Origin of the sequence: Chlamydophila parapsittaci, assembly GCF_006385615.1 — a bacterium.
Taxonomy (GTDB): domain Bacteria; phylum Chlamydiota; class Chlamydiia; order Chlamydiales; family Chlamydiaceae; genus Chlamydia; species Chlamydia psittaci.
The window spans coordinates 1,107,604-1,122,165 of sequence record NZ_CP041038.1 but is presented as its reverse complement, the minus strand read 5'-3'; the positions used below and the strand labels follow the sequence as shown (position 1 = coordinate 1,122,165).

Sequence of the window (14,562 nt, the reverse complement as noted above, 5' to 3'; positions counted from 1 at the left end):
ATCCGAGCAAATATCTAGAAGACCATAAAATCACTTTATAGTAATATCCTGCTTTATCCCAGGAAGATCTCTCAATGAGATCCTGAAAGGCCCCCTATCCTCTAGGGGCAAGATTAGATTTAATGACTTACAGTTGTAGGAAAATATGAAGTTCGTCGTATCCCGAAATGAGTTAGGAAATCTTATAAAAAAAATCCAAAGTGTTGTTCCTCAAAACACTCCTATCCCTGTGCTCACCCACGTACTTATTGAAACATGCAATGACGAGCTTGTTTTCACCGCTACAGACCTTACAGTAAGTACTCGTTGTGTAGCTCAAGCAAAAGTTTATGAGTCTGGGGCTATCTCTATTCCTTCTAAAAGATTTTTCCAATTAGTAAAGGAGTTAACAGAGGCGAATCTCGAGATCTCGGCAACTACAGGAGAAATGGCCAAAATCACCTCGGGTTCTTCGTGTTTCCGTTTACTTAGTATGGGGAAAGAGGACTTTCCTATGCTTCCCGATATCCAAAATTCCGTAAGATTTACTCTCCCTGCAGAACAGCTAAAAGAAATGTTACAACGCACATCATTCGCTGTTTCTCGAGAAGAAAGCCGTTATGTTCTTACAGGGGTTTTATTAACTATTGCTAACGGTACTGCTACTGTAGTTGGTACTGACGGGAAACGCCTAGCAAAAACTGATATCGAAGTCTCTTTAGATAAAAGCTTTACTGGAGATTATATTATCCCTATTAAAGCTGTTGAAGAAATCATTAAGCTCTGTTCTGAAGATTCCGAAGCTTCTATTTTCTTAGATCAGGCAAAAATTGCTGTAGAGTGCGGCAACACATTGCTAATTACTAAATTACTTTCTGGAGAATTTCCTGACTTCTCTCCTGTTATTTCCACAGAAAGTAGTGTTTTACTAGATCTTCACAGAGAAGAGCTTATCACCTTATTAAAACAAGTCGCTCTATTTACTAACGAATCTTCACACTCTGTAAAATTCACCTTTACCCCTGGAGAACTCACCCTAACAGCAAACTGTACAAAAGTGGGCGAGGGCAAAGTGAGTATGGCAGTAAACTATTCTGGAGAATTATTAGAAATTGCGTTCAATCCTTTCTTCTTCCTGGATATTTTGAAACATAGTAAGGATGAGTTAGTTCGACTAGGTATTTCTGACTCTTACAATCCTGGAATTATTACAGATTCCACACGTAGCCTATTCGTTATTATGCCTATGAGATTGCATGATGATTAATGAATATTCTTTCCTTACGCCTTAAGAACTTTAGAAACTATAAAGAAGCTGAGGTTTCTTTCTCCCCAAATATAAATTATATTTTTGGAGAAAATGCTCAGGGAAAGACGAATCTTATTGAAGCTCTGTATGTATTATCTCTAGGTAGATCGTTCCGTACTTCTCATCTTACAGAAGCCATTTTTTTTGGCTCTTCGTATTTCTTTTTAGAAATGACCTTCGAGAAAGATGGCGTTCCCCACACGCTTTCTACCTATGTAGACAAACAGGGGAAAAAAATCTTTTGCGATCAATCTCCTATAAAAACCCTATCACAATTGATAGGCATGATACCTATAGTCCTGTTCTCTGCAAAAGATCGTTGCTTAATTTCTGGATCTCCTTCAGATCGAAGATTATTTCTTAACTTACTTTTATCGCAGTGTGATCCACAATATAAACACTCTTTGTCCTATTATCACCGAGCTCTATTACAAAGAAATACCCTACTGAAAACTAAGCAAACCTCTACATTATCCGTTTGGGATGAACAACTTGCCACTTTAGGATCCTATCTATGCCTTAGTCGATACACTTGCTGCACACAACTCAATCAACTCATTCAAGAACTATGGAATAATTCTCTATCAGAACGCTTATTTATAAAGTTTAAAAGTCCTTTAATTAAACAATGTAAGATTTCTCAAGAAGCTGTTAAAAATGAACTGCATAAACAACTCTCAGCTTCTTTACATCGTGATTTAGAATTAGGAAATACTTCAGTAGGTCCTCATCGTGAAGACTTTACTTTGATGATTAATGATCTTCCTGTAGCACAATTTTCTAGTGAAGGACAAAAACAGAGCCTACTTGCTGTTCTTAAACTTGCAGAATCTCTCTACATAAAAAGCATACACAACGTATATCCCTTATCCTGTATGGATGATATCCATGCAGGATTAGACAATCAGAGAATCTCACAATTATTAGGACTAGCGCCTTCTCTCGGGCAAACCCTAATAACCTCAACAACCCTCCCTCATCAAACATTATCCGAAACTCATAGGATATTTTCAGTTAATCAAGCACAAATCTCTATTCATTCGCATGCGATTATTAAAGAGTGATTTTTTATTAATTAATAATTAATAACTTGATCATTTTTTAAAATGACTTAATTAAACACGCTGGTTTTTAATAAAAAACTTATTAAAATAATTATATCGGTGTGCAAATGAATAAATTATTATTAATTTTACTATTTCTAATATCTGGAACGTCTATTTTAGCGGATACCTCTATAATTCAAACACTTCCTTCAGGAATTGGTGGAATAAGAGAAACATCTCAACAAAAAGAATCCGTAATCTGCGTTCACGCATTTTTAAGATCTTACAGGTCATTAAAACCTATTGGTAATGTCTTAGAAAAAGAAAATTACGATGTATTTATCTGGAACTATGAAACTCGCAAATTCACATTAGAACAACATGCTGATCATCTTGTTAAACTAATTAAAAAGATTGCAGAACTCAAGCCAGGAGTCCCTATTAACTTTGTGACGCATTCTATAGGAGGCGTTATTGTGCGAGTAGCCCTGGCAAAACCAGATTGCCCTCAAGAAGCAAAGTGCGGGAAAGCTATACTGATGGCCCCTCCAAATGCCGGGTCGACATTAGCAAGACGTTACCGATCCTTAGCCATTGTACAGTTCATTTTTGGAGGTAAATTAGGTAGGCAGTTACTCACCTACTGCCCAAGAAAAATGCTTGATGTGGGTAAACTCCCTTCAACTGTAGAAGTTCTTGTACTTAGTGGAAATAAACGCAGTAAGTTTCTGCCTTTCCGTTTAGAATGCGAAAATGACGGAAAAGTGTGCACTGTAGAGACTCGCTTAGACACCCCACATAAAGGCTATGTAATTAACACCAACCATACCTATATCATCACAAATAAGAAATCTATTTTCCTAATGAGAGAATTTCTAAAATATGGAAGCAAAAGCACAGCTATAGAACAAGTTCCAGAGGAAATAGAACTCCAGGTAAAGGAAGATAAACAAAAAAGTTCTAGGTTGAATACAAGCAAAAACAAGGATATTTATATTATCCATTGTTTTGGCTCTCATCCTTATAACCTTTATGGATTTCCCAAAAGCTGGAAACCTAGCTCACAGCAAAAAAGCGAAACAAATCCTGAAACGTTAGGAAAATAAAGAAGGCTATTAATAATAAAGAAAATGGAATTAACATCCTCTCAATAAGTTTCATACTCAAACGCCGTCTTGTGATCATTTCCCATAGACAAAGTACAATATAACCTCCATCTAATACAGGAATCGGAAGAAGATTCAAAACAGCGAGATTGATACTTACTAGCCCTATCCAAAACAAAGCTTCTGAAATTCCTAACGACCAGCCCTTATGTAACATATGAACAATCCCTACAGGTCCTGATAACCATTGAGGATTTAGTCGGCCTACAACTAAGGCTTTCATAGTACGCAGACTATCCTTAGAAATATTCGCAATTAAAACATCCGGCCTAGGATTATACTTCACAGTCATATCCCTTAAAGGAATCCCTAAAGATAACCTTTGTTTTTCCAGTTCTATTCTCTCGAGATAGTAACGCTGCTGATCTTGATTCTTGAATCTCTTCGCCATTTCACGACGCTTATTCAAAAGATCATCGGAATAAATGCTAACCCAAGGTTTAGGATGAACGGGAGGCAATAACCGATATTGTCCCGCTTCACGTACTTCGTGAGCGCTTCCTATAGAATTAATAATCGCTAATAAGTCTTGAGCATTGTAGGAATGAATAAACCGCTTATCCGCAAGAGAGGAATCCACATCCTCTAATTGCTCAGGAGTCATTTTCTGAACAATAATAGATACCTTATGATTCTGCACTAAACGCAAAATGTCCGTGCTTCCACTAACGGGAGTACCATCGATAGCAATAATACGATCCCCCAACTCCAGTTTTTCTTCCATAAAAGGAAACGGTGACTCTGGATCTATGGGTTGTAATTCCCCTTCTACATAGCCGTAGCTATTAATCACGTAGGGTAAAGTATATAAAGAAGACCATTTCCCCTTAATCCCAGCTTCATACTGATTATCGATAAGTTCATTCCTTACATAAGGAGAAAGGTACAATGTACTAACTAATAGTCTAGGAATACGTACTGAGAATTCCCTATTGTGACGAGAAACCTTAACAAAAGCATAAGCCTCATTCAGTATCTGTGAAACTTGCATTGGAGAAAACAGTATTTGCCCATCCATCCATACTAAGCGATCACCTGGAAGTATATTCGCTGAATATAGAGGAGATTCCTTTGAAATAGGCTCCTGATGACGATATAAAAGATAACTCGCTCCTGCTAGAGGAATACCATTTTTATTAACATCGAATTCTGTATTGAAGGAAAAATCCTTAGAAGTTTCCGAAAGATATCCAGGGTGCACTCCCGTAAATGACAAACGCCCGTCTAATAAAGCTGAAGTAATCGCGTCTTTATCTGAGTAATAAGGCTTGCCATTGCACGTAAGAATCTCATCCCCAAGAGCTAAACCTTTCTCTTTTAAAATAGGATTTACCCAACCAACAATACGAGAATACTCAGAATATGCTTTATCTCTCCCTCCAGAAATATATAAGGCGCCAAAAGCTACAAAAGCTAATAAAACATTCGCTATAGGACCAGCAGCAAGGACGAAGATTCTTTTCCATGGAGATTTACTGAAAAAACCTTGAGGTATGTCATAAACCGAATCAGGGTCTACATCTACACCTTTTTCTCTTTTGTCCATGCCCTTAATTCGGACATACCCCCCAAATGGGAAAATACCTATACGATACTCTATATTGCCAATCTTCTTTTTATATAAGGTTGGGCCAAAACCAATACTAAAACTCTCCACAGCCATACCTACAGACTTGGCTGCCAGTAAATGACCCAATTCATGAACCAATACTAAAACCCCCAAAGCAAGGGCTGCGAGAATGAAATATATTATTGTCATATACGTACCAGGTTATATCTCTTGAGCAAGGGCTCGAGCTTCTTTATCAACAGAAAAGACATCATCTAACGAGGTGCACGAAGAAACTCTATGATTTTTCATAAGTCTTGTTAGCTTATCTAGAATATCGCACCAAGCAATTTCTTTTTTCAAAAATCTTTGAACTAAGATCTCGTTAGCAGCATTAAAAAATGGTCCTAAGGATCCTTTATCTTTTAATACTTGTCTCGCCAAAGCAATGCTTGGGAAACGCTCCTCATCTATAGGAAAGAATTCTAATGTGTGTTTGATAGAAAAATCCATTCCTTTATGAGGTGCTGGACAGCGTTTCGGGGTTGTTAATACATGTTGTATGGGGAAAAGCATACTGGGAGGATTCATTACAGAAAGCACCGTTCCGTCCTCAAACTCTACCATACCATGAATTAAACTTTGAGGATGAATTACAGCATCTATCTCTGCATGTTCTAATCCAAATAACCAATACGCCTCAATTATTTCTAAGCCTTTATTTACCAATGTTGAAGAATCTACGGTAATCTTAGCCCCCATATTCCATATAGGATGCTTCAATACGTCCTGAATAGTTACACGGGTTAATTCTTCTTTAGATTTGTATAATAAAGGACCTCCAGAAGCTGTTAAAAACAACTTTCTGACTTCCGAGGTATCTCTCCCTTCTAAACATTGATATAAAGCATTGTGCTCACTATCTATTGGCAAAATCCTAGTTTGATATTGCTTAGCAAATTTGTTAATGATTTCTCCTGCAGAAACCAAAACTTCTTTATTGGCTAATGCTAGGGTTTTCCCTAACTTCATAGCAGCAACAATTGCAGGTAAAGCGACTATCCCCGAAGATGCAGCAACAATAGTGTCTATTTCGTTAGCTGTAGCAGCAGCTAGCAATCCTTCTTCACCAAGAAATACTTGAACTTTAGGGAACTCCTTGCGAATTTCAAAATATAGCTGTTCATCGTATACAGAAACTATAGAAGGAGAAAATTCTCGAATTTGTTCAAAAAATAGATCTCTCTTATTACCGTATGAAGCAAGAGCAACCACATTGAACAAATGAGGAAGCGAGCGAATGATTGCTAAAGCCTGCTGTCCTACACTTCCCGTGGATCCAAAAATAGCTAAATGTTTCAAATAGTAACCTTAACAAATTAAAAAAATCATAACTCTTAGGTTAGAGAGTTGTCAATTCTGTATTCTTACTATCTTTTGAATAAAACTTTTTATAAACCAGCTTCTTGCCATAATGAAATAAACAAACGACAACATAGAAAGCCATTAGTATAAAAACCGCAATACCAGACGTCGACAATCCTACACCGTAAGATGTTAAAATCGCTCTAGAACAAGCAGGAGCAAGTACTGCAGTCAAAGCTCCAAAAATCAAAGACCAAACGAGCATCCCACGTACGGAAGAAACAAAAACTTTAGCTATGAGCCCTGGAATTAATAAAAATGCTAGAGCCATTAAAACTCCAACAGCTTTAAACGCTCCTACCAAACTCGCGGACAATTGCAAAATAATCACATAGTCTATGATTTTCACAGGAATCCCTAAAGAAAAGGAGAATACAGAATCAAAAGAAACACAAACGAAACTACGAAATCCAACCAAAGAAACAAGCAGATTAATGCAAAGGATTGTATATACAGGGAAAATATCACCTCGAGTTAAAGAATCTGCATTACCTAAAATAAGTTCTGTGCCTATGTGAGCATTACGTGTTAAAAATACTAAAAGAAGCAAACTCATTGAAAACAACAAAGAAAATACCAAGGCGGTACTTGCTTCTTCTGAGACACGAAAAATATTTCTTATAAAATAAATAAGAAAACCTGTAAGCAAAGCAGTTGAAACTGAAGCTAGGGTAAGAGTTCCTAACGATAATGCTGTTAACTGGTGCGTAAATAAACAAATACTCACAAGTCCAAATAATACTGTATGAGAAACAGCATTCGCATACATCGCCATCTTCTTCAACACTAAAAAGGTACCGACAAACGCTCCTGAAAGAGCAATGGCTAAAAATATGATAACCTGAATGTCATCGATAAATAAATGGCCCCGAAATAGCTCTCCAGAGAAAGTTCTTGAAAAAAAGACCTCGAGAAATTGCAAAAAAGATACCCCATGATATGGGGAAAACACTCCTATCATAGCTCCTCCATAGTCTGCGGTTTTTCTGGAATTATCTTATCGTGGGGATCATAATGAGGGTTATCCAATATTTCTGTAATGGCATAATCCAATTCATCTGTTAGGACATGCTCCATTTCTTCCGCAAACCCATGCACCTCTTCTTCTTTAAACTCTAAAGAGCGTACAAGATAGCATTCCCACAATCTGTGAGCTCGTACTAATTTTTTTGCTCTATTCTTTCCCTTACTGCTCAGACTCCAACGATAATCTCGACACTTTACCAAACCCTGACATTCAAGCAACCAAATTCTCAACCTAGGGAAAGGCTTGGGACCGAAATATTCTTGGTATTTGTGAGAACAAACAAAATCCCGTGCTCCCACTTCCGGAATCTGATCTTCTAACAAGTACCAAAATACTTTGAGTAAATGCTCTTGGTTCTTGGAAAATGCAAAGTATTTTCTCCGTATATATCGAGTTACCCACCCAGATTTAGGAGAGAAGATTAAACAAAGCAAAGTTAAACATCCTGATATCACAACAACAAGAGGGCCTGTAGGGAAAGTAATCACACCCCCATGTCCTGAAACATGGCAAGTGAAAGCTACTGAAATGTAACTTCCAAGAGCTCCGCATATCCCTCCAAATAAACAAGAAAGAAGAAAAATAATATTTAATCTATCAGACAATTGACGAGCTGCTAGAGGAGGCGCTACGAACATGGAAGAAATCAATATGATACCCACGGAACGCACACCGCTGACAATAACTAAAGAAATAAATATTAGAATAACGCTTCCAGAAACACGCGTACTCAAACCACAAGTAGAAGCATAATCTTTGTCAAAAATGGTCACGATAATCTGACGATACCACCACCATAACGTCGTTATGGATAGAAGAAAGACAAAAGCTGCGAGTTTAGCCTCTACATAACCTAAAGTAGCTGCCTGACCATATAAATACGCATTAATACGATTATATAACAAAGGACAGCTATCTTTGACATAGCTTGTCAAAATAACGCCTAGGCCAAAAAAAACAACGAGAACAAAACATAAAGAGGCATCTTTATGCACCCTCAGAGTTTTTTCTAAAAAGACTATAATCCCATAACCGGAAATAGCCGCAAGACAGCCGAAAATAATAACTAACAGTATAGAATCCGTAAAAAAAGAGACTTTGCAACTTAATAAAGCCCCTAAAAGCAATCCTGGATAAGAAGCATGAGAGAGACTCTCACTTAAAAGGGGCTGCCTACCTACAAGTAGAAGCGTCCCCCATAAAGCCGTTGTCATGCAAATCAAAGTAACTGCTAAAAAGCTTGATAAAAAAATAGAGTCGATAAAAATGCAATTGAGCATCTAATACGTTCCTTGTTGCTTCCCTCTAGATAATTTAAGAGTGCGATCCAATAGTTCTAACTCACAACCATAAGCTTGAAAAATGTTTTTATTCGTCAAACACTCTTCAACCGGTCCGGAACAAATAAGATGTTTATTCAACAATATGATATGGTCGAATAATTGACGCACATGACTAAGATCATGGTGAACGACAACAACCGTGCGTCCTTGTTCTTGCAGCTCCCGCAGAACGTCTACCACAGTCTGATATGAAGCCATGTCTATAGCAGAAAATAATTCATCCATGAGATAAAGATCTGCTTTTTGCATAAGAGCTCGGGCTAAGAACGCTCTCTGTTGCTGACCTCCCGAAAGCTTCCCTATTTGCCGATTTGCTAAAGCAGATAAACCTACCCTCTCTAAAATATTGTACGCTTCCTTACGGTCATCCGCTGTAATTCTTCCCCACATGCCTTTGTAGCCATAGCACCCCATAAGCACTAGATCTAGAACTGTCATAGGAAAATCCCAGTCCACACTTGCTCTTTGAGGCATATAAGCAACACGTTGATGTACTTTTTTAAACTTATTTCCAAAAAACAAAGTATGACCGGTGGAAGGACGAATCAGCCCAAGAGAAGCTTTTAATAACGTGCTTTTCCCAGCACCATTAGGTCCTAAAACTGCCGTCAATGTTCCCTTCCTTAATAGGAAGGAAACATGACATAAAACATCAGAATGATCATAGTTCACACATAGGTTATGAACTGACCAAGCAATTTCATGTTGTCTATTCAAGAAACAGTTCCTCCTAACTCTTCAGTAATTGTGCAAACATTGTGCTTAAAAGTATCCAAGTAATTATGTTTGACATTATCGCTATATAACGGACGATCCGCTAATCGGATGTTGTATCCCTTCCTCAAACACGAAGCGATTTTTTTAAGTGCGTCTTGATTCAAGGTATCTTCAGGGAACATAACAGTAACATTATGCTCATGAATGTAATCTACAACGAGCATAATATCCCGAATGCTAATTTGAGCTTCAGGAGATATACCCTCAGGAGAAATACATCTCTTACTCCAAACATTACTTGCAACTTCTTCTGGTGTTGCTAAGTAACGCCTTGCGAAGTAGCTGAATGCGTTATGACCAGAAACTAAATATCTTGATTCTTCAGGTACTGTCAATAAACAACGCTTAGCCCAAGCATCTAGCTCCAACATTTCTTCTACCAACTCTTTAGAATTGGAAGTGAACTCTTGTTCATACTCCGGGAATTCACTAATTAAAGCTTTGGTCACCTCTTTAGCTCCTTCCACCCAAATGCTCATATCTGTCCAAATATGGGGATCATAAAAACCATCTTCCTCTAAAGGAACGAATGCTCCGTTAGATAGTAAGCGCGACCCAATACTTACAGCCTTAGGATTCCCTTCCAAATGTTTGCGTAAGCTTGCTGTATGTTCTAATCCCAGGCCATTACAAAAAATCAATCGGCTCATAGCCATTTTATCTTCGTCACCTTTAACCATCTCATATGCATGGGGATCTATTGATCCATCGATTAAAACAATCGGACAAAGCTTATCTCCTACAATTCTAGCCACGCAATCATGTATCATCCGATTCATAGACAATACATAAATCTTATTATCATCATTTCGCACCTTAGAAGAAGAGCACCCGGAAACAATAAAAACTAAAACTAAGCAGATTAACAGTTTTACTCTTTTGATCATACGTGCCAACAACATATCCCTCCTTTTCGGAAGATTATTTTCAGAAATTTAATAAAGTCAGAACAATGAAAGGCATAAGGTATATAAAATGCAGAAAAAAATCTCGTTATTTATTTAGAATAATCCGAAGAATTAATAAGAGGAACAACGAAAAGAAATCAGAAAAACGCTTCTTCTCTTCTTACGAAGGTTTTATAAAAGAAATAAAATATGTTTCATGAGAATGAAAAGGCTTTTAATTATAGGAAGTAAATGTTACAGCTAAAGACTTCTTGTCCTTATGATTGTTTCTTTTAAAGTTATTTATGAAACAAAACGATCTTTTCCAGGAAAATAACATTGCGAAAAAAAGCAAAATCGAAGATAAATTACGTCTCTAAATAAACAGAACTTTAATTTTATTTTTCTAAACGTTAAATCGAAAGTATGCCAAATTCTTTCTTATAAAATTTGTAAAGTAAACATCGATTAATTTTTATGAAGATTTAGCAAGTTATCAAGGTGGGTTTCATGGCCGTAGAACAGTCGAATATAAATGAAGAAATAGAAAAACTGATCTCAAAAGCTATTAGAAAGGTCTGCGGGGATAAAGAAAACGATTTATGTCGCTATCTTCCAGGACCAAGTGGTGGCTATATGCACCATTTTACATTAAAAAAAATGAAAAGCGCCGCCCCCGAGCAATTTCTAAAAATGCTAAAAACATTTATTTTAGAATCTGATTCACCACGAGCCATTAATCCAAAACCTCGAGCTCCTAGAGGCTCTAAAAAGCGCAGAGACTTTATTAACTTTACTAAGACTGACATAGAACGCGTTTTAGAATTAGCGAGACAAGTAGGAGATAAAGATCTTTTAGCACGGTTTAGCCCAAAAAAACCTCTCCCCTCTTTAAAAAGAGAGCTTATTCGTTCTATCCGCAATGGTATCGTTAGCGTTGAGCTATGGAATGCCTATGTGGAGGCAGTAAGAACTAATTCTTCAAGTTTAGATTCTCCTCAGTCTTTTGTTTAAAAGACTTTACAATCGGCTAAGTAAAGTTAATATTTTAGCCGATTTGCTCTAGTCTTTCGAGTACTCTAAAAAGCCTTTAAGCGCCTCGTCTTGTTTTCTCTTGTCAATAGAGAAAGAAAATGATATGCTAAAAGGCTAAAAATATTAAATTTTAATTGTTTTAAAGACTAAATCATTAATAACTTATAAATTAATTAACTAAGCTATTTCAGAGGGTAAATATGACACAAACAGCGGAAAAACCTTTTGGAAAATTGCGTTCTTTTCTTTGGCCGATACACATGCATGAGCTGAAGAAGGTACTGCCAATGTTCCTAATGTTCTTCTGTATTGCGTTCAACTACACCGTATTGCGTGATACAAAAGACACTCTTATCGTAACGGCTCCCGGATCTGGTGCAGAGGCTATACCTTTCATCAAACTGTGGCTTGTCGTTCCTTGCGCTGTAGTCTTCATGCTTATCTATGCCAAATTAAGCAACATCTTAAGTAAGCCAGCCCTCTTTTACACAGTAATTGCTCCATTCCTTCTATTCTTTGCTTTATTCCCTACAGTAATTTACCCATTCCGTCACGTTTTACATCCAACGGATTTTGCTGATAAATTACAGGCCATCCTTCCTCAAGGATTAATGGGCTGCGTTGCAATGCTTAGAAACTGGACTTTTGCTGCATTTTACGTGCTTTCTGAGCTATGGGGAAGCGTTATGCTTTCTTTAATGTTCTGGGGTTTCGCTAACGAAATTACTAAAATTAGCGAAGCTAAACGTTTTTACGCTTTATTTGGAGTTGGTGCTAACATCGCTTTACTCGCTTCTGGCCGCTCTATTATTTGGGCTTCTAAGCTACGTGCTAGTGCTACAGGAAATACAGATCCTTGGGGTCTCTCTCTTTACCTCTTAATGAGCATGGTTGTTATTTCTGGTGGTATTATTATTCTATGCTACTGGTGGATGAACAAGTGTGTTCTTACCGATCCTAGATTCTATGATCCTAAAGAGCTAAACAAAGCTAAGAAATCAAAGCCAAAAATGACAATGAAAGAAAGCTTTGCTTACCTTGCAAGATCTCCTTACATGTTGTTATTAGCCCTTCTTGTTATTTGCTACGGTATTTGTATTAACCTCGTAGAAGTGACTTGGAAGAGCCAGTTGAAAATGCAATACCCAAATGCTAACGAATATAGCGAATTCATGGGGAATTTCTCATTCTGGACAGGTGTTGTCTCCGTAATCGTTATGTTGTTTATCGGTGGTAACGTTATCCGTAAATTCGGCTGGTTAACAGGAGCTCTTGTTACACCGGTGATGGTATTGTTAACAGGTGTCTTTTTCTTTGTTTTAGTTATCTTCAGAGATCAAGCTTCTGGTATCGTAGCAATGTTTGGAACCACACCATTAATGCTTGCTGTTATGGTTGGTGCTGTCCAAAACATTCTATCTAAATCCACAAAGTATGCCCTCTTTGATGCAACTAAAGAAATGGCCTACATTCCATTAGACCAAGAACAAAAAGTTAAAGGAAAGGCTGCTATTGACGTGGTTGCCGCACGTTTCGGAAAATCCGGAGGTTCTTTAATCCAACAAGGTCTCTTAGTAGTTTGTGGAAGTATTGGAGCTATGACACCTTACCTAGCAATAGCACTCTTTGTGATTATTGCAATATGGTTAGTTTCTGCTACCAAGCTAAACAAACTATTCTTAATTCAATCTGCTCTCAAAGAAAAAGAGCTCGCAGGAGAAGAAGCTGCTGTTTCTACAGAAGCTGAAGGATCCTCATCAATTCAGGGAACACCTGCTGTTGAGAACGCTTCTTCATAAGATTCAATGAGAGATCTTAACAAAAATCCTCACTTGGAAACAGGTGAGGATTTTTTTTATCTTTAAAAATTGTAAGAAAGTTTAATTATAACCTGTATCATCCCTATTTAGATGAGCTTCTTCCAATTTTTCATGAAATTTCATACGGTGATTAAAATAGTAACAGATAGTCTTCCAAGCTTGACTTGTTTTTTGATTGATTAAGCTTGTGTATCGGGAAACATTTTTACATTCAGAATACGTTGCTAAAGCAATATTCGACTCATACTTATGACTATTTTCATTAATAAAATCTCCTAAAAAAGACCTTGCAAGTATGCGCATACCTCCATGAGCAGCAGATCGGTCTACCCAACATAAAAACTGCCAAGAAGCAAGCGATGTTGATCGAATAAGCTGTAGTTGCTCCCAAGAAAAACCATGGGAACATATTCGAAAAATGAGTTCTTTTATACTCTCCTCTGTAAATGACACGCGTAGTTCTGACAGTAGTTCTACCTTATCTTTCTCAGCAATATATCTGCTATAATCTCCCTGAGCATGAATTAATAACCTATCTACTACAGCGGTTACTTGTTGATTATCCAAAGTATGATTTTTCACCTGATCCATTAAAAAAACATATTCCTCTTGGCTCAATTCTTGAACCAATCCATAAGATTGAAGGAGGAAAATCGTTCCGTGTTCTGTTCTTGGAGAGACAGGTCGACGTATTGAATCTAATTCACAAAACCAATAGGTCCCAGAATACCCACGATTGTATTTTTCTAAATTTTCTCTTAAGACATTCTTATTACCTAACTCTATAAAACGCTTCATCCAATATAGAGGGCAATTTTCTATTAATAAGTTATTTAAGCTTGGAAGATATTGTCCGTTAATTTCAGTATTGAAATTGTCAACGCCAAAATCTTCCAAAGCCTTCTTTAATTGAGGCGATAGTTTACATAGATTATTTCGAATTGATGTGTCGTTAGATTCTCTAAAATCATGAATATAAATTAATAACTCCCTAAAATTCGCAAATTTTAAGTCTTGCGTAGTTACTAAATCAAAAAATGCCTTAGGAAATTCCGATTTAATTACACAACGAAATCCAAAAGGGATGTGACTGTATTTAGGTTGAGAATATTTAATGATAATCTGGGCCGTAACAAACGATAAAATACACCAACTCACGCCTGCGCATAGTAGTGAGATAATGATATTTACGCATGAAG

The 14,562-nt window shown here is 37.1% G+C and carries 12 protein-coding genes; 5 read left to right on the top strand and 7 right to left on the bottom strand.

What is annotated here, in order from left to right; translation table 11 throughout:
• The first annotated feature begins 145 nt into the window (after positions 1-145).
• The 3 genes from dnaN (at position 146) to FI836_RS04970 (ending at position 3,440) form a co-directional block, all read left to right on the top strand.
• Positions 146-1,246: a DNA polymerase III subunit beta gene (gene dnaN, locus FI836_RS04980; RefSeq protein WP_006343123.1), complete on the top strand. Its 1,101-nt coding sequence runs from the start codon at positions 146-148 to the stop codon at positions 1,244-1,246.
• Entirely contained in the window at positions 1,246-2,352 is a 1,107-nt protein-coding gene (gene recF / locus FI836_RS04975) for a DNA replication/repair protein RecF (RefSeq protein WP_014943817.1), read from the top strand. The genes dnaN and recF overlap by 1 nt, the downstream gene beginning before the upstream one ends.
• 107 nt (positions 2,353-2,459) lie before the next feature.
• The gene (locus FI836_RS04970) at positions 2,460-3,440 is read left to right on the top strand and encodes an esterase/lipase family protein (protein WP_006343121.1); all 981 of its coding nucleotides are present in this window, start codon (positions 2,460-2,462) and stop codon (positions 3,438-3,440) included.
• Here the strand turns inward: FI836_RS04970 and FI836_RS04965 are convergent.
• From FI836_RS04965 to FI836_RS04940, 6 genes are read right to left on the bottom strand one after another with little or no spacing between them, the layout of a single operon-like run.
• A complete protein-coding gene (locus FI836_RS04965) occupies positions 3,391-5,259 on the bottom strand; it encodes a site-2 protease family protein (RefSeq protein ID WP_013462657.1) in 1,869 nt (622 codons plus the stop codon). The genes FI836_RS04970 and FI836_RS04965 overlap by 50 nt on opposite strands.
• 12 nt (positions 5,260-5,271) lie before the next feature.
• Complete coding sequence (gene dxr, locus FI836_RS04960) at positions 5,272-6,411, bottom strand: 1-deoxy-D-xylulose-5-phosphate reductoisomerase (protein WP_006343119.1); 1,140 nt, start codon at positions 6,409-6,411, stop codon at positions 5,272-5,274.
• Between the two features lie 40 nt (positions 6,412-6,451).
• Positions 6,452-7,435: a metal ABC transporter permease gene (locus FI836_RS04955; RefSeq protein WP_006343118.1), complete on the bottom strand. Its 984-nt coding sequence runs from the start codon at positions 7,433-7,435 to the stop codon at positions 6,452-6,454.
• Complete coding sequence (locus FI836_RS04950) at positions 7,432-8,781, bottom strand: metal ABC transporter permease (protein ID WP_006343117.1); 1,350 nt, start codon at positions 8,779-8,781, stop codon at positions 7,432-7,434. The genes FI836_RS04955 and FI836_RS04950 overlap by 4 nt, the downstream gene beginning before the upstream one ends.
• Positions 8,782-9,561 (bottom strand): metal ABC transporter ATP-binding protein, encoded by a 780-nt coding sequence (locus FI836_RS04945; protein WP_006343116.1) that lies wholly within the window; start codon positions 9,559-9,561, stop codon positions 8,782-8,784.
• Entirely contained in the window at positions 9,558-10,523 is a 966-nt protein-coding gene (locus FI836_RS04940; RefSeq protein WP_006343115.1) for a metal ABC transporter solute-binding protein, Zn/Mn family, read from the bottom strand. The genes FI836_RS04945 and FI836_RS04940 overlap by 4 nt, the downstream gene beginning before the upstream one ends.
• 495 nt (positions 10,524-11,018) lie before the next feature.
• Here FI836_RS04940 and ddbA point away from each other — a divergent pair, with 495 nt between their 5' ends.
• Both ddbA and npt1 read left to right on the top strand, forming a co-directional pair.
• Positions 11,019-11,522, top strand: a complete 504-nt coding sequence (ddbA, locus tag FI836_RS04935) for a DNA binding protein DdbA (RefSeq protein WP_006343114.1) — start codon at positions 11,019-11,021, stop codon at positions 11,520-11,522.
• Between the two features lie 221 nt (positions 11,523-11,743).
• Positions 11,744-13,342: an NTP/NDP exchange transporter Npt1 gene (gene npt1, locus FI836_RS04930; RefSeq protein ID WP_013747357.1), complete on the top strand. Its 1,599-nt coding sequence runs from the start codon at positions 11,744-11,746 to the stop codon at positions 13,340-13,342.
• An 81-nt stretch (positions 13,343-13,423) separates the two neighbouring features.
• Here the strand turns inward: npt1 and FI836_RS04925 are convergent, their stop codons facing one another.
• On the bottom strand, positions 13,424-14,521 hold the full coding sequence (locus FI836_RS04925; protein ID WP_006343112.1) for a DUF1389 domain-containing protein: 1,098 nt from the start codon (positions 14,519-14,521) through the stop codon (positions 13,424-13,426).
• Positions 14,522-14,562: the final 41 nt, after the last annotated feature.